Origin of the sequence: Vibrio sp. MMG023, assembly GCF_021654215.1 — a bacterium.
Taxonomy (GTDB): Bacteria; Pseudomonadota; Gammaproteobacteria; order Enterobacterales; family Vibrionaceae; genus Vibrio; species Vibrio jasicida.
Window position 1 is genome coordinate 149,898 of sequence record NZ_JAKFZP010000002.1, and the last position, 19,082, is coordinate 168,979.

The 19,082-nt window shown below is 44.1% G+C and carries 10 protein-coding genes; 7 read left to right on the plus strand and 3 right to left on the minus strand.

What is annotated here, in order from left to right; translation table 11 throughout:
* Positions 1-7 precede the first annotated feature (7 nt).
* Positions 8-3,706 (plus strand): Ig-like domain-containing protein, encoded by a 3,699-nt coding sequence (locus tag L1076_RS05825; RefSeq protein WP_237303335.1) that lies wholly within the window; start codon positions 8-10, stop codon positions 3,704-3,706.
* Positions 3,707-3,780: 74 nt separating this feature from the next.
* On the opposite strand, the gene L1076_RS05830 is transcribed toward L1076_RS05825, so the two are convergent.
* A complete protein-coding gene (locus L1076_RS05830; RefSeq protein WP_237303336.1) occupies positions 3,781-6,237 on the minus strand; it encodes an EAL domain-containing protein in 2,457 nt (818 codons plus the stop codon).
* Between the two features lie 409 nt (positions 6,238-6,646).
* Between L1076_RS05830 and L1076_RS05835 the strand changes: the two genes are divergently transcribed.
* The 6 genes from L1076_RS05835 (at position 6,647) to L1076_RS05860 (ending at position 16,137) form a co-directional block, all read left to right on the plus strand.
* Positions 6,647-9,010 (plus strand): YgiQ family radical SAM protein, encoded by a 2,364-nt coding sequence (locus tag L1076_RS05835; RefSeq protein WP_237303337.1) that lies wholly within the window; start codon positions 6,647-6,649, stop codon positions 9,008-9,010.
* 308 nt (positions 9,011-9,318) lie between these two features.
* Positions 9,319-9,801 carry a hypothetical protein gene (locus L1076_RS05840; RefSeq protein WP_237303338.1) on the plus strand — a complete coding sequence of 161 codons (483 nt, stop codon included), beginning with the start codon at positions 9,319-9,321 and terminating at the stop codon, positions 9,799-9,801.
* 381 nt (positions 9,802-10,182) lie between these two features.
* Positions 10,183-13,689 (plus strand): T6SS effector BTH_I2691 family protein, encoded by a 3,507-nt coding sequence (locus tag L1076_RS05845; RefSeq protein ID WP_237303339.1) that lies wholly within the window; start codon positions 10,183-10,185, stop codon positions 13,687-13,689.
* A 3-nt stretch (positions 13,690-13,692) separates the two neighbouring features.
* Positions 13,693-14,640 (plus strand): hypothetical protein, encoded by a 948-nt coding sequence (locus L1076_RS05850; protein ID WP_237303340.1) that lies wholly within the window; start codon positions 13,693-13,695, stop codon positions 14,638-14,640.
* Positions 14,641-14,643: 3 nt separating this feature from the next.
* Positions 14,644-15,603 carry a hypothetical protein gene (locus tag L1076_RS05855; RefSeq protein WP_237303341.1) on the plus strand — a complete coding sequence of 320 codons (960 nt, stop codon included), beginning with the start codon at positions 14,644-14,646 and terminating at the stop codon, positions 15,601-15,603.
* Positions 15,604-15,669: 66 nt separating this feature from the next.
* Entirely contained in the window at positions 15,670-16,137 is a 468-nt protein-coding gene (locus L1076_RS05860; protein WP_237303342.1) for a DUF2079 domain-containing protein, read from the plus strand.
* Between the two features lie 115 nt (positions 16,138-16,252).
* Here L1076_RS05860 and L1076_RS05865 read toward each other — a convergent pair whose 3' ends face one another.
* Both L1076_RS05865 and L1076_RS05870 read right to left on the minus strand, forming a co-directional pair.
* Positions 16,253-17,575, minus strand: coding sequence for a CoA-disulfide reductase (locus tag L1076_RS05865; protein ID WP_237303343.1), 1,323 nt, complete (start codon positions 17,573-17,575; stop codon positions 16,253-16,255).
* Between the two features lie 76 nt (positions 17,576-17,651).
* Complete coding sequence (locus L1076_RS05870) at positions 17,652-19,058, minus strand: cation:dicarboxylase symporter family transporter (protein WP_045405788.1); 1,407 nt, start codon at positions 19,056-19,058, stop codon at positions 17,652-17,654.
* Between the last annotated feature and the right edge of the window lie 24 nt (positions 19,059-19,082).

Consider the following 19,082-nt stretch of genomic DNA (forward strand, 5'->3'; position numbering starts at 1 on the left):
AAACAACATGAAAAACAGAACGCTCATCTCTATTCTCTTTTGTCTATTTTCGTTAACAGGCTGTGATTTCAACAAAGGTCCAGTCCTCTCCCTATCATACGAAGAGTCCACGGTTTCTCATGAGTTAGTCATTCATGCTGAATCTCAGTCACTACCCAAAGGGGATAAGCTCTATTTACGCGCTCAACTCCTTGATTCAGAGAATAACGGTTGGCTTACCGAAACAGATACCGTGATTTGGAATAGCTCGAATGAGAAGGTCGCGACGATTAACTCAAGCGGCTTATTGCTTGCGAAATCACAAGGAGCCACAACCATCACCGCATCAGTAAATAAAGATGGTCTCGCCTTCTCTGTAAGCTTAGAAATCACAGTATCCGAAGCAATGCTCTCAAAATTAACTCTCGTATTGGTAAACGAAGGTTCAACAGCTAAAGGCTTAACGCTTCCCTTTCAAGTCATGGGGGAATATTCAGATGGAAACCGCATTGATTTGACTGACTCTTCGGAACTTCAGTGTCATATTGCAGACTCTACTGTCGCCCAACTCACACTCGGGAATCCAGCCAACCTCATCCAAGGAATGAGTGTAGGGAATACTGTACTTAACTGCACATATGGAGATACCGCCTTAGAGGCAGGTAAGAAAATCTCTATCAGCAAAGCCATACCTGTCGAATTGTCCCTTAGCCTAGAGCATTCAGAACTGCCTGTCGGTTCGAGCTCTCAAATACTCGCGTTCGCTAAATTTTCAGATAGTTCAACGCAAGAAATTACAAACTCGCCGGAGATCCATTTAGACATCAGGGATCGCTCGCTGGCATCTATTATTCAAGAACAAGATCAAACCCAATTATTTGCTACCTCTACCGGGACAGCAATCTTGACGGCGAAAATTAAAAACACAGAGCTGTCCGACGAAGTATCAGTCGTCATTACTCCAGCTGAGTTTTCTACACTCAATGTAACCCTCGAGAAAGATGAAATACCCTTGGGCCTCTCAACGCATGTTCAAGCACTGGCAGAACTTACAGACCAATCCACTATCAATGTCACACGAGACCCTCGAGTGATTTGGTCTGTGCTCCCTGTAACCATTGCTCGAATAGAAACAAAAGAGAACAAACTGACCATCAAAGCGCTTAAACCTGGTCAAGCGACGCTCATTGCCTCGCTGAACGATGGACAAATACGCTCGCAAGTACCGTTTAGCGTATCCGAACCTGTCGTGACCAAACTTAGTTTATCTCCCAATGTCGATTCATTGCCTAAAGGGTTATCTCATTCATTTCAAGCTTGGGCCACATACTCGGACGGTTCCATTGCCGAAGTTACGTCTGCCTCAGAATTTCAATGGAGCGTAGATAATACAGACATCGCGACATTTGAACTTAGTCCTCATAAAGGAATGATAACGGGCATTCAAGTTGGTGAAACCAACATAACAGGTACACTTTCTGATAGATGGCGTAGTACCGCTACATTAACGGTTTCAGATGCTATCGTTACCGAGATCAGCTTTGATGAAACTGAGCTTTCTTTACCCGTAGGGCTAGAGCATCCTTTGAAAGTAAACGCCCTATTGTCAGATGGAAGTGTCATTGATATTTCGAACTCTCCTGAGATTAGCTTTATTGTTAGCAATAAAGAGTTTGCCGATTTTGACGCCCAAGAAAGAAATGTGGTTGTTGGAAAGAATATGGGCTCGACCACAATTACAGCACTCGCTAAATTTAATTCATTAGAACATCAAAACCATATGACATTGTTCGTCATGCCTCCCGTAATAAAACGACTTTCTCTAGAATCAACATTTACAGAAATAACGGCTGGTGTTCCTCTGGTACTGCAAGCTATCGCAACCATGACCGACGGCTCTGAGGTTAACGTAACAAACAGCTCAACATTAGATTGGAGCGTCGAACCCGTTGGTAGCGCAGAGCTTACTCAATCAACGGAAGGGATAACGCTTACCGGAATTGAAAAAGGTGAAATAAAAGTCTCTGTTACTGCGGAGTCTTTTCCCTCAATGGTCACAACTCAGAAAACATTCACTGTTATCCCTAAGGACTACACGATTACATTGGTAGAAGAAGCGATATCTCCTCTAAGTCGCTCCGTTTTCGAAGGTTATGACATCGATGATATAAAAATTAGGCATAACGGTTTAACAAGCTTTGATTTGTTGAACACAACACCACGCTACTTGAATAATCCTTTAGTCAGAGTCAATCAACAACACTTTCGCATTACGGGGGTTGTCTCACCATTTAAAGCTGTGAATTTTGAACTGCCAGAATGGTTTGATGAACCCATCGCTTCTGCTTATTTCGTTGATGAGCAACCATTGTTCAAAGCACATATACGAGCTTATGCCGACGTCAGACAAAATGACGACAAATACGCACAGCCAACGACAGAAAACGTTTATCAATATGAAAAAGAGTTGCGTGGCTTCAAACAGTTAATGAATAACTATGACTATAACCATCGGTTTATCGGCTTCATTCAAAGCTATATGAATTCAAGAACCCGCATGATCCGGCATGAAGATCATTGGTGTGAAGTAAAAACGCTACTGACATCAACTCGTTCAATAGAAAGCAGTTCTGACCACTTTGCTAAATTCAAAGGTAACGATACTTCACCACATACATTGAAACACGTAAGTCTTATCGCAAATAAGCCGAGTGCGACCTACATGATGCTGACCCGAGAAGCCAACGGCGTCGCAACGGTTGGAGATGGGTGGTTGAGCGTACGTGATTTTAGGTTGTTTTCTGAAGGGGCTACATCACCTAAAACAACCTACCTACACGAAAAGATGCACAACCACGGCTTCGGTCATAAAGGAGGGATGACCTATGGCTACCCCGCAGAGACTGGCAAGTTTGTGAATCAATCTTGGACACAGTTTTACGAAGATGGCGCGGTTGAGGCATCGACACCCACACTAGCAAGCCAATACGAACTCAAAGATCTGGGTAAACAGTTTAAGTTAGAGATTTCATTTTTAGATAAGAGCACATCGGCGCCATCAAACCGACATATTGATAAGTTCATCTTACTCACCACTTCTTTGGCTAAATTAGAGCGTAGCTATCTAATTGATCATAATAACAATGCCATCGAAATTTACCCAGAACTCGACTCTGGTTATGAGCACACGTATGTATTTAACAATATTGAGCCAATTCAACCTCAAAGCATAAGTGAGGCGAACTCTGAACCAGTCGCGTCAAAACTCATTTTTGTTTTTGATAAACCAGAACAAGCAAATACAAACAACATCCCTACGTCTATCATCTTTATCGGTGGTAACAGGGAAGATACAAAGCAACAAGCGAACCTCGTAATCAACTACTCAGGTTCAGGAGGATTTGTCAGCAAAGATGGACAGTTCGTCTATCTAACCAAGCAATGGAATAAAAATGACAATAACGTCTTCACCAATGAAGTAAATACACTCTCACCAATTGAAGCGGAACAGTTCTGCAAAGAGAAAGGACTCAACCTAGGAACATTAAAGCCATTTCGCTCAAGAAATATGATGGATTTTCAAACGAAATATCAGAAATACGGAACTCAAGTGGGGCTGTCGTACGAAACTGGTACACCGATGGCCATCTCAGTACCAACCACTTACCGACCAAATACTATTACAGAAGTAGAAAAAGGTGCCGTAATTGTATGTAATGAGCAGTGAACTGAATGAAAGCAGCATTGAGCACTTTTACCAGTCCCCAACACTGCCCATATAAAAGATCGATGCAACTAATACTAGCTCTTTGCCAGATAACTCAACGCATCTTCTTGAGTTAACAAACCACGGTACTGATTTTGTGCATCACAAAGTATCCATGGAAATGCCGTTCCTGCTGTCACTAGCTCTCGAACGGTCGAGACAGGCAAGTTCGCATCCACCAGCTCAAACTCTGTACTCATGATTTGATTCACTGGTCGCTTCCAAATCCTATTCTCACGTTCCGATTCCAAATCAGTCCCCATCGTTGGTGTTAAGTGCAAGTTGATTTGAGCTTTAGTAATCAGACCAACGCATTGCTTTTCATTAATGACCACCAAAGGCGCCGTCGGGCTCAAGTTCATGTACTCAACGGCGAGTGACAATGGCTCACCCGGATCAAGTCGACGAACATCGGTATGGCTGAGAGACATCAGTGGTGCATCTTGCGTCGGTTTTACTTTCACGTTGTTAAAGTGCTTTTTGTGACACTGTGGCTTGTCCAGTAGCACCACAGGTACCGCTTGAGAAAACAAAAAACCCTGCATAAAATCAACACCAAGGTCTGCAAGCTCTGTTAGTTCTTGTTGCGACTCAACCCCTTCAGCAACCACTTTCACGCCAAGCTTGTGTGCTAACTCAGTGATCATTTTGACGATGTTGTAACGAGTGCTCCCTTCTTCGATACCTCTGATAAATTTTCGATCTATTTTGAGCAGATCAAACTGCCCTTCTTCAAGGTAAGAAAAGGAAGAGTAGCCAGTACCAAAATCATCAATAGCGATCTTGATGCCCTTGTCACGCAGTTCACTCAAAGCAAGGGTATGCTCTTTATCTTGTTCAAAATACGCAGTTTCCGTGAGTTCGATAGTGATTCGATTCGGATCAACACCACTTCCAGCAATCAAATCATAGGAACTTTGCAAAACTTGCAGCGCATCCAACTTGGTATTCAGTGAACGATTCAACGTTAATCCTATTTCTTCTCCATAAACTTTCTGGATATGAGGAAGTTGCTTGAGTGCTGTGCGGCAAACGAGATCATCCAACGCAGCAATCAACTCTAAATCCTCGACAACTGCGATCATCTCTTGGGTATCATAGGTTTTATTCTGATGATAGAAACGCGCTAACGCTTCGAACTTCACCACTTTGCCCGTACGTGTTTCAATGATCGGCTGATAATAGACATCAACAAGTTGGCTCTCAATTTGTGTTCTTAGAAAGGCTTCGAGATGATGACGCTTGACGAGTTCATCATGCAGTTCACTATTATAAAAACTGAAGTAGTTCTGGCCTCCACTCGGAGAGGAAACCATCGCTTGCGCTGCATGCACCAGTGCTTGTTTTGGATTATCAGTATCGTAACCGAGCACCGATACACCAGTTTGTCCTTCTACTATTGCATCATGCATACTTGATCCCAACTCACTTCTTAATTCCGAAAAAAAGCCTCGTAACGCAATCTGAATAAGACGCAGTGGGCTTAACCATTGGCATCGAGGCGTTTGCAAACACACTACAAATACGTCCCGCGACAACTGACCCGCAATACTGGCGTGGCGACTTCGCATCACAAAATCGGAAAAACCTAACTGCTGCTCAAGTAGGGACTGCTGTGAGAATTTCGGTCTAATTGTCACGATGATATTGAGATCTTTGTGGCTATTTTCATCCACTAATCGTGCTAACTGTTGTTCAAACTCTTCGCGAGGGGGAAGAAAAGTAGTCCACTGTTGAGGTTGGTCACTGGCCTTTTTCATCCACAATAATGAGGCAGAAATATCGGTAGAAAAACCGAGGTAAAGCGTACGACCAGAATTGAACACTAACCGATAAATGCAAAGATGATGCGCTTGGTTACTCCCATTCACGGTACGACTAAGAAGGTTACCACTCCAAAAACCTTCAGTATCAATGTCTTGCCAGATCTGTTCGTAAAACGCTTTACTATGATGTTCAGAACTTAAAATATGGGTTTTCAGACCAACAAGGTCACGGTTGTCATAACCCATTTGCTGCTCGAACGCTTGGTTGCAGCCTAATATGCGAGTGTCTTGATCGGCGACCAAAACGCCTACGTTGGGTAAATTGAAAATGGTTTCCAGAATTTTGGCTAACTCTTCGCACCCGGTAATACTCAATTGCGGGATGATGGCACCTTGCACGATATGACCGTTAAGGCGCTCAAAGCTCAACGCTACATGCACGAGTCGATCATTATCTAGCATCAGGCAACCAGAAAACTTACCATGCCCACCATTTTGTTCTACATCTAAGATGTGTTGCTTCGCGCTGTCACCCTGACCAAGCAACATGTATTGAAAAACATCATCCAAACTATTCACTGTCTGTTTTAAGCCCAAAACAGACATCATGCTTTGCTGGTCACATTCAAACTCATGTGTCTCTATATCATAAGACCACTCGATCACTTGAGAATGACCGGACGCAGGCTGCACTTCTCCTTGTGCTACGGATAGCATTTCACTCATAACCTAGCCCCCTATTGTATCGGCTTAAGACTTTGAGAGCGCCACCCATGTATGACGATTGTTTGCTGTAGTTTTTTGATTGCAAATCGGTCAATACAATTTGAAACATCAACGATGTTTACGGCGCGTTTCAGTCAACAAGCGCGTGCATTTTAGTATGCACTAATACAATTATAGGAACAGAATTCGATAAGCACACCATTGCTTATTGCTAATTTTTACAAGGTTAAAAAACTCAATAACCATAAGGGATTGAAGGACATAATGGCGTAAAAGTCAGCGATGGAATTGAGAGTGATTTTCATCTCCAAATAAATCTAGTCGAACTAAGCTTTATATAATCACTTGGGTATAGATACCTGATCATCAAATCGCTATAATTCGCGCTCCCTGGAACAGAGAGCAAAATATGACCAACGACATTACTCCTATTCATGAGTACAAAAAATACTGGGCTGAGTGTTTTGGTACGGCACCTTTCTTGCCGACCAGCCGCAAAGAAATGGATGCCCTAGGATGGGATAGTTGTGACATTATCATTGTCACGGGTGACGCGTACGTGGACCACCCAAGCTTTGGTATGGCAATCATTGGTCGTCTGTTGGAAGCACAAGGATTCCGTGTCGGTATCATTGCTCAACCAGAATGGAACAACAAAGATGCTTTCATGCAGCTTGGTAAGCCAAATCTGTTCTTCGGGATCACTGCGGGTAACATGGACTCCATGATCAACCGTTACACGGCGGACAAAAAGCTTCGTCACGATGATGCTTACACACCAAACAACGAAGGCGGCAAGCGTCCCGATCGTGCAACCTTGGTGTACTCACAACGTTGTCGTGAAGCCTACAAAGGCACACCTATTGTTCTTGGTGGTATCGAAGCCAGCTTGCGTCGTGTTGCTCACTACGATTATTGGTCAGACAAAGTTCGTCGTTCTGTGCTGTTCGATGCAAAAGCAGACATTCTTCTTTTTGGTAACGCTGAGCGTGCCCTAGTAGAAGTCGCGCACCGTCTTGCTGATGGCGAAGACATCTCGACCATGACCAACATTCGCGGTACTGCGGTTAACCTGCCAGCCGAACCAGAAGGTTACACCGTTATTGATTCTTCTCGTATTGAGAAACCTCGTAAAGAAGCGTTCGTACCAAAGAACCCATACGAAGTGGAAACTCAGTGCGATACCAAAAAAGAAGAGCCTGTTGCACAGCCAATCACGATTCGCCCATCACGTCATGATGCTGCGAATACAGCGGTGCGCTTACCTGCCTTCGAAAAGCTGCACAATGACCGTATTCTTTATGCGCATGCCAGCCGTATTCTGCACTTAGAAACCAACCCATATTCGGGTCGTGCTCTACTGCAACGTCATGGTGACCGTGAACTTTGGGTAAACCAAGCGCCAATTCCTTTGACTACGGAAGAGATGGACTACGTATTCGGCCTATCGTACGCGCGTGTTCCTCACCCTATGTATGGCAAAGCAAAGATCCCTGCTTACGACATGATCAAAACCTCGGTTAACATCATGCGTGGCTGTTTTGGTGGCTGTTCTTTCTGTTCGATTACTGAGCACGAAGGCCGTATCATTCAGAACCGTTCACAAGAATCCATCATCAATGAGTTGGAGGAAATCCGCGACAAAGTGCCTGGCTTTACCGGTACGATTTCTGACTTGGGTGGTCCAACGGCAAACATGTACCGTCTTGGCTGTAGCGATCCAAAAGCAGAAGCAAACTGTCGTCGCCCTTCTTGTGTGTTCCCGGGTATCTGTAACAAGCTAAACACGGACCACAAGCACACCATCGATCTTTACCGTGCAGCGCGTAAAGTAGAAGGCGTGAAGAAAGTCATGATCGCATCTGGCGTACGTTACGACCTCGCGATTGAATCACCAGAGTACGTGAAAGAGCTTGTGACGCACCACGTCGGCGGTTACTTAAAGATTGCACCTGAGCATACAGAAAAAGGTCCACTGGATCTGATGATGAAGCCGGGCATGGGTACTTATGACCGCTTTAAAGAGATGTTTGAGAAGTACAGCGCGGAAGCAGGTAAAAAACAATACCTAATCCCTTACTTCATCTCAGCACACCCAGGTACAGAAGACGAAGACATGCTGAACTTGGCACTATGGCTTAAGAAGAACAACTTCGAATGTGACCAAGTACAGAACTTCTATCCATCGCCAATGTGTAACGCAACGTCGATGTACTACTCAGAGACAAACCCTCTGAAACGCGTGAAGTACAAACAACGTGAAGATGTACCAGTGGCGAAAGGTGAACGTCAGCGTCGCCTACACAAAGCCCTACTTCGCTACCACGATCCAGCGAACTGGCCAATGATCCGCGAAGCGCTGATCAACATGGGTAAAAAACACCTGATTGGTGATAAACCGAACTGTTTGGTTCCAGCAGAAGACATTGATGCGCAAACTCCAGCACAGCGTCGTAAGTCTGGTCGTCACGGTGCAAACCGTTTTGCGACCAAACACACCAAGAACCAACCGGGTTTCGGTGGTCACTTGAATAAACGCTCAGAAGGCGGCTCTCGCGACGGCAAGCCATCTGGCAACCGCAACGGTTCAGGTAAAGCGCAAGGTGGTCAAAACGGCCAAGGTCGTGGCAACCAAAACGGTCAGCGTCCTAATACGGGATCACGTCCTGGTAGCAACAGCCAAAGCCGCTCAAACGGTGCAGGTTCACAAGGTCAAGGTCGTCCTCAAGGACAAGGCAAACCAGCGGGTCAACGCAAACCTAAGCGCCGTTAATTCAATAGAGCTTGAATAGAAAAAAGGGCTTCAGAGGTAACTCTGGAGCCCTTTTGTTTTGTCTTTCGTTTGTGACTATCACTGCGATGCCATTAAGAACTTCACACTAGAAACTACCCCCTCAGAGAACCGCCTTTCTAGAGCATCCGAGTATCCCTTCCTATAATCGGATTAAGGTAAGCAAGCACGTGATATCTAGTCATGTACATGAGCGCAGGAATACAAATTACTGAATTGACTCAACGTTGACATAATTGATCTAAATCAATTTTACTGTATTTCGCATAATTAAAATAGGAAGTATAAGTATGTCAAACAAGAACTATGTAACCACCTTAATGCTGTTGTGTGCCTTTGCCTCGAGTGCAAGTGCGGAAAGCAAAGATGACATTGATAACATTAAAAACAAAATTGGCGATATCCAAGATAGCCTCTCTCAATCGCAAGACACCATGCAATTCGTGAGGTCGGTTTCTGGCTCCACCTTTGTACCAGAGCCTAAACACACTAAAGATATGCCTTCTTACAGTTACTTCACGATAGAGAGCTACGACATATTCAGCAGCCCTTCTGGTAAGCGTATGATTCAAGCCGTTATTACCAACAACTCAGGCGGTGGTATTAAGCTCAAATCATCTCAAATCAAAGCGTACTTTGGTGGCCAAGTGTACTTATCCCCTTCTTCGATTGAACAGGGCGATAAATTCGCTCAAGGAGAAACGAAGTCCGTCACTTTGCATTTCGATGAGAATAGCGCTTCCATCCTTGGCCTGATGACCAGAAACTACTAAGCGATTTGGGGGCTCAAGCTCCCCCTACAGTAATCGATGGTAATAAAACCGATGCTCTGAACTTCATATTCCCTTTTTAAGCCATCAGCTTCCCCAAAAATCGTACTAGAAACAGATACTAGAGAGGCTCCTGGGGTAACTCCGGGGCCTTTTTTTTGTATACAGCTCTCAATAGTCCCTATCACAACTCACAATTAGGCTCTAAGTCACCCTTAAGCCCTATCGATACAAAAAATGGTATGGGCCAACCAACTTATTGGAAAAACAAACAACTTTTTGGTTAAAGCAGAATCACGCAAGGAATAACCCACTGATTTTTAGTTGTTTTATTTTGGTGCGATATTTGCCTAATGGAGTAAAACTCTTAAACATAGGCTGACGATGAGTAATCCACTTCCTCCAAAAACTTCGATGTTTTGGCACGACAACAGCTATACCCACGAAGAAGCTGTTCAGGCATTTGAAAGCGATGGCACGTTGAAATCTCTGAATACCGTTCCAACCACCGCATCCGATGATATGGCTGGCTCGCCTCCAGAGCGCAGTATGTTTTGGGAGGGAGAAACCAAAAAAATCGATCCGCCACCGCCGTCTGAACCAGAACCTCTCAACCTAAAAACCGAGAAAGAACCAACAGAGGCTCTACCGGCACACTTCATCCCTGTTCGCTACGCTATCGATCAGCTAGAAACAGAAGAAACACAACCTTTTGGTTTGCCTGATGAATGGAAAGGCCAAGGCCCAGCCAAACTCAATACCGTTGGCTACACCTTGCGTCAGCTTCGCGATGGTTGGTTGTATGTCTATGATGCAATCAACAAAAGCCTAGACGAATACGAAATCAAAGGAACGCAATTCACGCTCTACAAGCTGGGAGAGTCGGAAAGCCCAGAATCCGAACAGCGTGGGACACCAGAAGGGGCAAAACCTTTCCTTACCTACGAAGACGGGAGCGTGCTGTCGATTTGTTACTCTGAACACCGTTGGACATGGAACATGTTCATGCGCGTCCTTAACAATCCGAGCAACCATATCGATCGCATGCAGACTGTTGTTCTGTCTGCAAACGAGAATCAGCACAACATTGCACCAATCGATAAGTTAACTCAAGTGGCTGATATTGAATCTTCTGCCGTTGATGATGGGCGCTTTGCCGATTCTGGCATCGCCACCAAAGCTGACGAAGATGGCTCTGACTTTAAACCTGTCGCAGCCGAGAGTGACTTAACCTCTGCGATTCCAGAAGAAGAGTCAGGCTACTTCGTCGCGATAAAAGATTACGCCGCAGACATTCAAGATATATCACTGCATTTTGTTGGTGCCGCAAGCCCTTACCGCCTTTTCACTGACCAGTTTTCAAACCAGTGGAACTTGATGCAGACCGCCATGCAGCTGTGCATGTTCGGGGCAAGTGACGAGATAGACATGCCAGCTAGCGTTAAGCGTAACGGCGAAGAGCTGTCGTTTTATACCGACATGGCAGAATATTATGACTCATCTAGTCAACTCGATTTGGCAGAACAAAACAAAAGCTCAGTTCAATCAGGCTATCCTGCTAAATTTTCCGCTGGAGCGATTGAATCACACCAACATACCCAAAGTGACATTGCCAAAGCAATACAGGACAAATATCGAATTTCTGCGAGTCGATTTGGTAAATACGAACAATGGATAGCGACTGAACGCTGGCGCAAGCAGCTCAACTGGAAGCAAATGCTGAGCGAAATGCAAGAGCTGTCAGAACAAAAAGAAACCATGCTAGCTCAAGTTGTCTCGGTAAAAAGCGACTTTATTGCTGTAATGGAATCTTTGACACCTCATCATCTCGAGAGAACCTTCGACCTATACAGCGAAGACACGCAGTACAGCTTGTATCAACTGCACAAGCAAGCCGTTGAATCATTTACTTTGGTGGTACAAGAAGAAGACCGCCAATGGGCTGAAAGCCAATGGGAGAAACCAACCAGTTTACTTGCTCTCTATGCCTCTGGGTTTAGCCGAAGCTTATTTAAAGTAATAGAGAAGAATATTACTGAGGCGCAGAATGAACAGTCGATCGCCTCAGAAAATTCTGATGCTGATAATCAGCTGATGGACCAGATCTCTGCTACTAGCAACCGCGTGAGTATGTACTCTAAAATCATGGACTTTGTTTCCAACCCAAACACAGCGGAAACGGACTTTCTCAAGGATATCGCTAAAGGTTTCCAAGAGCTCGATATTATCTTTAAATCTGCAATAGGTGCGCTTGCAAAAGGCGTTATAGAGTTTGGCGTTAGCTTGACCTCACAAGCATCGATTTTACTGATGCCTGTTTTCGCTAAACCTCTGAACCGTCATAGCTATTATTTGTTTGCCATTATTGCAGAGCATATGGCACACAATATGCCGGTGACTATAAATGAAAGCTACGCTCGCGATTTTAAAAAATGGAAAACACGCGTAAATGATTACCTAAATGAGCTCAAGAAAAACGATGTGATCATTGCTGACTTCCAGAAAAACAACCGCAAAGCCGACTCTAAATACACAACAGCTTTAAAAAATAAAAAGAGAATTAAGAAGGCACTCGCTGTGACTACATTGGAGTACCCACAGTATATTGAATTACCCGATAATCTACCGCAAAGAACCGTCGAGCTTAGAACTCGGATCGCTATGAATAAGCTCGATGATTTGAATAAACTGTTCGAGAATGCAGGTAGCCTAGGCTTTTTAGCACTAATATTCAACTGCATCGCGCTTGGTGATGCTGTGAGTAGTATCCAAGACACGGGGTTAATGTCCTCAGATGAATTTTTGGATATTCAGCAAAAGCTTTTTTATACAGTAAACGCTTGGACGGGAATTCGCACTGGTAAACTTTGGGACAACGTAAGAGTAGATAAAACGCTACGAGCACGTTCTTTATCTGCCCTAAAAGAAATGGCGAAACGTGATACCACAATACCTATTTCTTCTTTGAGTGATCTTAAAATTTTCAACAAATGGCTTGCGGTAACAGGAATAATAGGTGCTTTAGCTTCAGGGATAGAAGCTTACCGGTCGTTACAACAACTTGATAGTTTGAATGGCACTGCAAAAATTGCGGGATACTTCAACTTTTCTTCTTTAGTTGGACTTACAGCAGTAGGGACCTTTCAAGCTGTAGGAGGAATAACTGGCGTATGGTCAGCAAACGTTCTTTTCGGTGGGCCAATCATGTTCGTCATTATGGGGCTAACTGCAATTTACCTTTTGAGCAACTATGTAATGAGCAAGTTCAAACAAGACGATTTTCAAAAATGGTTAGATAAATTACCGTGGGGATATCATTCCGCCAGAGCACAATGGAGTCAGTCTCCAGATCTGTTAGAACGAGAAAAACACAACTCTTCATTAGTACAAAAGGCACTATTTGATTTACAAACCATCATAGATAAACCATCAATCTACCAAGTGCCAATGATGCGGGTTGTTCCCAATTCATCAACGCAATACCCATCAGCAATGCAGGAGCTGTTTGGTGTTGAGTTGCATATCCAAGTTCCTACCAAAATAGCAAGAGATGGAATTAAACTTCGGACAAATACTTCTGTAACTAAGGGAGAATTGATATCAGGAACTTGGTACACCGGAGTAGATCTAGAAACCTTGAATAGCCCGATGAACTCCGCAAACTCTCAAAGCGTGTATAAATTGAGTTTACCTATGAAAGACTCAGCTGACTATCTAGCATTTGAGATAGAATACATCCTCGATGATGAAAACGAATTAAGCCGTAAGTACTGGTTCCAAAATAATGCAAAACAGCGTGCAACTTATACGGCGATTTCAGACAATACTAAACAAGCAACGATCAGAAGTTCATTAACTTCAGATACTAGTGAACTTAGCTTACAGGAGTAACCCTTGGCTTATTTACCTTTTTACATCACGCCAGACGAGTTTTCGGCTTATCAAGAAGAACAAGAGCAACAAATTCTAAAAGGGAAAGAGCTCACAACCTGGCACAAGCACGATATTGAAGAGCCTTTTCGATACTTATACTTATCAATTGCTATAGCCGCAGTCAGCCCATTATTTTTCCTTACCTACTTTCTCCACGATAGTAGTCAGATGCTCTTGACCTACATATTATCAGGCTTAACGATAATCATGTCCGGTGTTTCTTATCTTACATTTGGTTTAGACAATCGTTATGACTACACCATATCCGAGCAAGGCATGGTCTTGAGAAAGAGACGTGATCTCCCTAGTTGGGTGAACTCAGCAGCGCAAGTGATGGGTTGGTTTGGAGCAGTAGTCTGCGTATTTATGGTAATCGCAGTAGGACCAATGGCTCTAGTCGGTGCTGGTGGATTTATTTTAGTTTCATTTCGCATGCTGAAGCGCCAACCTGAAGAAGAAACTGAAGTACGAGTGGGGCTTCGCAAAGATTCATTGTTTGCTCAATACAACAAACAGCGAAAACTCATTGTGATTTATCACAAATTTGACGACTGCTATTTCTTTGACATTGAGCATACAGAAGTCAGTCGAAACCAAACTCGTGGTCGTAGTTATATATTTTGCAAAACTGAATCAGAAGTGGATTACTTGTTGAAGTTGTTCGTTAACAAGTGGAACATCGAATGCTCTGAAGAAAACAATATTAAACAGCTTTTCAATACAGACCTAATGTACGAAAAACTTCAAGATATTCCAGTAAGAGGAACTAAATATCTACTAAGCGAAGTAGATAGCCTGAGAAATCAGAATGCCACATTACCCGAACTAAAATACTTGCGTGGTGACTTATGGCTAAGCGAAGCGGAAATCGACCAACGCAAAGCAGAACTGAATACAACCAAGGAGTAACCCTTGGCATATTCACCATTTTATATCACCCCAGAAGAGTTGGCGGTTTATCAAGAGGCGCAAGAGCAAGAGATCCTCTCAGGAGACAATTTAACAACATGGCGTAAATATGATATCGAGGAAACGAATCGTTTTGCATATATATTTGACAGCTTAGTTCCAATTGCCATCATGTCAGTGGTTCTTTTCTTGTTTTGGTATACCTTAGGCCAAGACCCTCTGATGGGGTATGTTGCTGTTGGTGTACTAATAATGGGGTACGGACTCAGCTACCTTTTGTTTGGCCTCGATTATCGCTATGACTATATTTTTTCTAGCAAAGGCTTTGTGATCAAAAAGCGTCGCAATATGCCTAAATGGGTAAATACCGCTACGCAAGCTGTTGGCTGGATAGGTGCAGTGGTGTGTGTGATTATGGTAGCACTGGTTGGTCCGATGGCATTAGCTGGAGCAGGTGCCTTCATTTTGCTTTCATTTGGTATGTTAAAACGCCAGCCTGATGAACGAACAGAAGTTAAAGTGGGCGAACGAGAAGATTGGCTTTTTGCGGACTACAACAAGAAAAGGAAAGTGATCCAGTTCTATTTTAAGCATGACATATGCAGATATCGAGATACTGCTCATAAGACTATCTTTCGCTCACAAGATCGATTCGATTGTTATGTTTTCTTTAAAACTGAAGCGGATTTAGAATCCATGGTCGCGCAACTGTCAAAGGTCTACAAACTGAATTGTACCGAGGTCGATGACCATAAAAAGTTGTTTGAAGCAAAGCCAGAATCAAGACTGTTTAGTATTCCTGTTTGTAGTCGAGAATATAAAACCGATGAGGTGTTTGATTTAAGGGCTTCGAAAGCCCCGCTCCCAGAGCGAGAGTACCTATACAACGGCAAGTGGCAAACGGAATCTGAAATCGAACGCTTAAAAGCAGCTGGTGAACAGCAAGCCACTCCCGCTTTATAGTTCACAACAAGCACTAAAAGAAGGGCTCCAGGTATCAACCTGCCCCCGTACCTTATGTTTTTGAGAATGCAAAAACATAAGGTACACAAACCAAGCCTAAAACTTCTGGTTAGTCAATTTATGTATTTAAGTGGTTTATTGCTCCTTGCTGGCTTAACGAGCTTCTGTTTTTACTTTGGATATCAAAAAATCTCAGCGCTAACTTCCCAAATTGGAGACGTTGCGGTTTACTCAAGGTTTGACTTAGCGATGATTCCATTTGGCTTCGTATTACTTGGAGGATTAATCAGTGCTTTGTTTTTTGCATTTAAAAAGAAACGCTGGGATGAAGTATATGGAAACGGCTTACAATATTTGATCTTAGGTTCTCTTGCTGTTGCTATCGTCTTGACTCTGATAACCCCTTCGATTTATCAGACACGATATGAAAATGCAGGTCTGAAAGAGTGCTCTCGTTCCCCTGAAGGCTACCTACCATTCTTCGCAACTAAGTTTGCTAGAGAAGAATCTCTTTGCATTGATGTTTCTAAATAAGTTGATAAATCGATACGCACAAAAAACCGCTTCATAGTCGCTCCAAGCATGAAAAAGGGCTCCTGATTTAACTCTGGAGCCCTTTTGTTTTGTCTGAATTACGTGGACAGCTAAATTATTTCGCTACGTTACCTGCAACGTTTAGTGCATCCCATGTACGTGCGAATGGTGGTGCGTAGCAGAAGTCCATGTAGCCTAGTTGCTGTGTTGTCATCTTCGCAGTGATGGCAACAGCAAGTGCGTTGATTCGGCCTACTGCACCCTTCTTGCCAACGATTTCGCCACCAAGCAGTACATTGGTTTCTGGGTGGTAAACCAACTTCACTTTAATGTCTTCTTGGCCTGGGTAGTAGTCGGTTTGGTTCTTATCTGAAATGGTTGAAACCTTCACTTCCAAACCGTGTTCTTTAGCTAGAAGTTCCGATACGCCTGTGCATGCCAGTTCGTAATCCAACACTTTCAAGCAAGACGAGCCCAAGAAACCACTCATGTAAGTGTCTTTGCCTGCAAGTTTGTCGGCCATCATGCGCGCTTGCTTGTTCGCTGTGGTTGCCAGTGGAACATACACTGATTTGCCTAGCGCCATATGGTGAACCACGGCACAGTCGCCAACAGCGTAAATGTGCGCATCTTCTGTTGCGCCAAACTCATCCACTAACAATGCGCCGTTCGCTGCTTTTGGTAACTCGAACGCTTCTGTGTTTGGTTTGAAGCCAAGTGACATGATCACAACGTCAGCTTCAACATTGCCGTTGTCGGTTTCTACGATGTAACCGCCCTGCTCTGCGTCGCGAATGGCTGATACGCTACAACCGGTTTTAAGCTCAGCGCCAGATTCACGAATCGCGCTTTCTACCACCTCAATCATTTCAGGGCTGAACTGACGACTCATCACGTGTTGTTCACGCTCGATGATGGTGACGTGCTTACCTAGTAAGTGTGCCGCATCGAACACTTCTAGCCCGATAAAACCACCGCCGATAACGCAAATGCGTTGTTTGTTGCTGTCCTTAAGCGCTTCTTTTACTGCCAAACCATCTTCCATGCTGGTTAGCGTGTATACATGCTCTGGGTTGAACTCACCGAACGATGGCACGATTGGGCGCGCACCCGTGGCAATCACCAACATATCGTAATCGATGGTGCTTTCTTCACCTTGGTGACGAACTTTAATCTGCTTTTCTGTTCGGTCTAGTGCCACCATTTCAGTCTCAATGCGCACGTCTAAACCAGATTTAATCGCTTGTTCTGGCGTACGAGAAATCATGCGCTCAGTGTCATCAAACATGCCACCAGCAAAATAAGGTAAACCACACGCACCGAACGAGATGTAATCGCGCTTATCGAGCACAATCACTTCATCTGATGGCTGATTACGTTTGTATTTCGCTGCGAAACTCATACCTGCAGCGCTACCGCCTACGACAACAACTTTCATATTTATTACCTAAATAACCTGAACTCAGGAAAAACGGAGAGCACCCGCGTTGGGTGCTCTTTATTAAGTTTGGAAATTACACTGCTGCTTCTTTTGCTACTGTTGCAGTAACGTCAGCATTGTATTGCTCAGTGTTTAGTGAGCCATTCTTCTTCGCGGTTAGTACACCTGACAACATTGAGCCAGAGATGTTAAGCGCGGTACGAGCCATGTCGATAAGCGCTTCGATAGAAACCAGAATCGCTACAACCGTAATGTCTAGACCCATGATAGTCAGTACCGCTACTGCTGCGAACGTTGCACCGCCACCAACACCTGCGATACCGAATGAGGCAATCGCGATGACAGCAATCAGTTGTAGGATGAAGCCTAGGTCAACTGGCATGCCCATTACTTGAGCTGCCATGATAGCGAGCATTGCTGGGTAGATACCTGCACAACCGTTCTGACCGATACTGGTACCAAACGTTGCTGACATGTTTGCTGTTTCTTCGTCCACACCTAGACGTTGAGTTTGAGTTTCAACGTTTAGTGGGATTGCCGCCATGCTTGAGCGAGAACCAAAGCCAAATACAAGCACTGGCCAGATTTTCTTCATGAACTTCGCAGGAGACAGACCAAACATAGACACCATCACGAAGTGGATAGCGAACATTACACCGATTGCCACGTAGCTTGCTAGTAGGAAGCGACCCATTTCTGCTAGTGCGAACAAATCGTTTGTCATCATGAACGTGGTCATCAGAGCAAATACACCGTAAGGCGTCAGCTTCAGGATCTCACGTACCATTGAAAGTACTACTTCTTTTGCAGAGTTGATGAAATCAACGAAGTTTTGCACTTTCTCAGGCTTACGGTTTTTCACTTGCAGGATACAGTAACCAAGGAACATACCGAACAATACTGTTGATAGTGTTGAAGTACGCTCAGAACCCGTTAGCATGTCGAAAATGTTAGCTGGAATGATAGATAGCGCCATACCAGACAAACCGCTGTTCGCCATTGCATCTTGCGTTGCTACTAATGCATCACCACGAGCTTCAATCGCACCATTCGTACCGATTGTACTGACTAGTGCGTTTGCATCGATACCGAATAGGTAAATACTTGCGATACCAACGGCTGCTGAGATTGCACAAGTGAAAAGTAGAATACCGATGATTTTTGGTGCGATACGCGATAGCGCACCACCGCCTTCTACGTTCATGATTGAAGAGATCATCGCCACAAATACCAGCGGGATTACAATCATTTGTAGAAGCTTGATGTAGCCTTTACCGAACACGGAAATCAGTTCAGCAAAGCCTGCGGTTGCCACGTTGCCCACACCGAATACGAGCTGAATCGCACCGCCGAATAACAGACCAGCAGCAAGCGCACTTAGTACGCGGAAGTTAAAGCTTTTCTTTTGTTTTTTGAAGTTCGCAAGTAATGCATAGAACCCAAAGAACAGGATGCTCAATCCAATAAATGAAACGCTCATGAGAATCTCCTATTGATACCCATT

Coding starts and splice junctions, on each gene's coding strand:
- L1076_RS05860 (WP_237303342.1), top strand. CDS start 15,670: ATGCAAAAACATAAGGTACACAAACCAAGCCTAAAACTTCTGGTTAGT.
- L1076_RS05830 (WP_237303336.1), bottom strand. CDS start 6,237: ATGAGTGAAATGCTATCCGTAGCACAAGGAGAAGTGCAGCCTGCGTCC.
- L1076_RS05845 (WP_237303339.1), top strand. CDS start 10,183: ATGAGTAATCCACTTCCTCCAAAAACTTCGATGTTTTGGCACGACAAC.
- L1076_RS05865 (WP_237303343.1), bottom strand. CDS start 17,575: ATGAAAGTTGTTGTCGTAGGCGGTAGCGCTGCAGGTATGAGTTTCGCA.
- L1076_RS05870 (WP_045405788.1), bottom strand. CDS start 19,058: ATGAGCGTTTCATTTATTGGATTGAGCATCCTGTTCTTTGGGTTCTAT.
- L1076_RS05835 (WP_237303337.1), top strand. CDS start 6,647: ATGACCAACGACATTACTCCTATTCATGAGTACAAAAAATACTGGGCT.
- L1076_RS05840 (WP_237303338.1), top strand. CDS start 9,319: ATGTCAAACAAGAACTATGTAACCACCTTAATGCTGTTGTGTGCCTTT.
- L1076_RS05825 (WP_237303335.1), top strand. CDS start 8: ATGAAAAACAGAACGCTCATCTCTATTCTCTTTTGTCTATTTTCGTTA.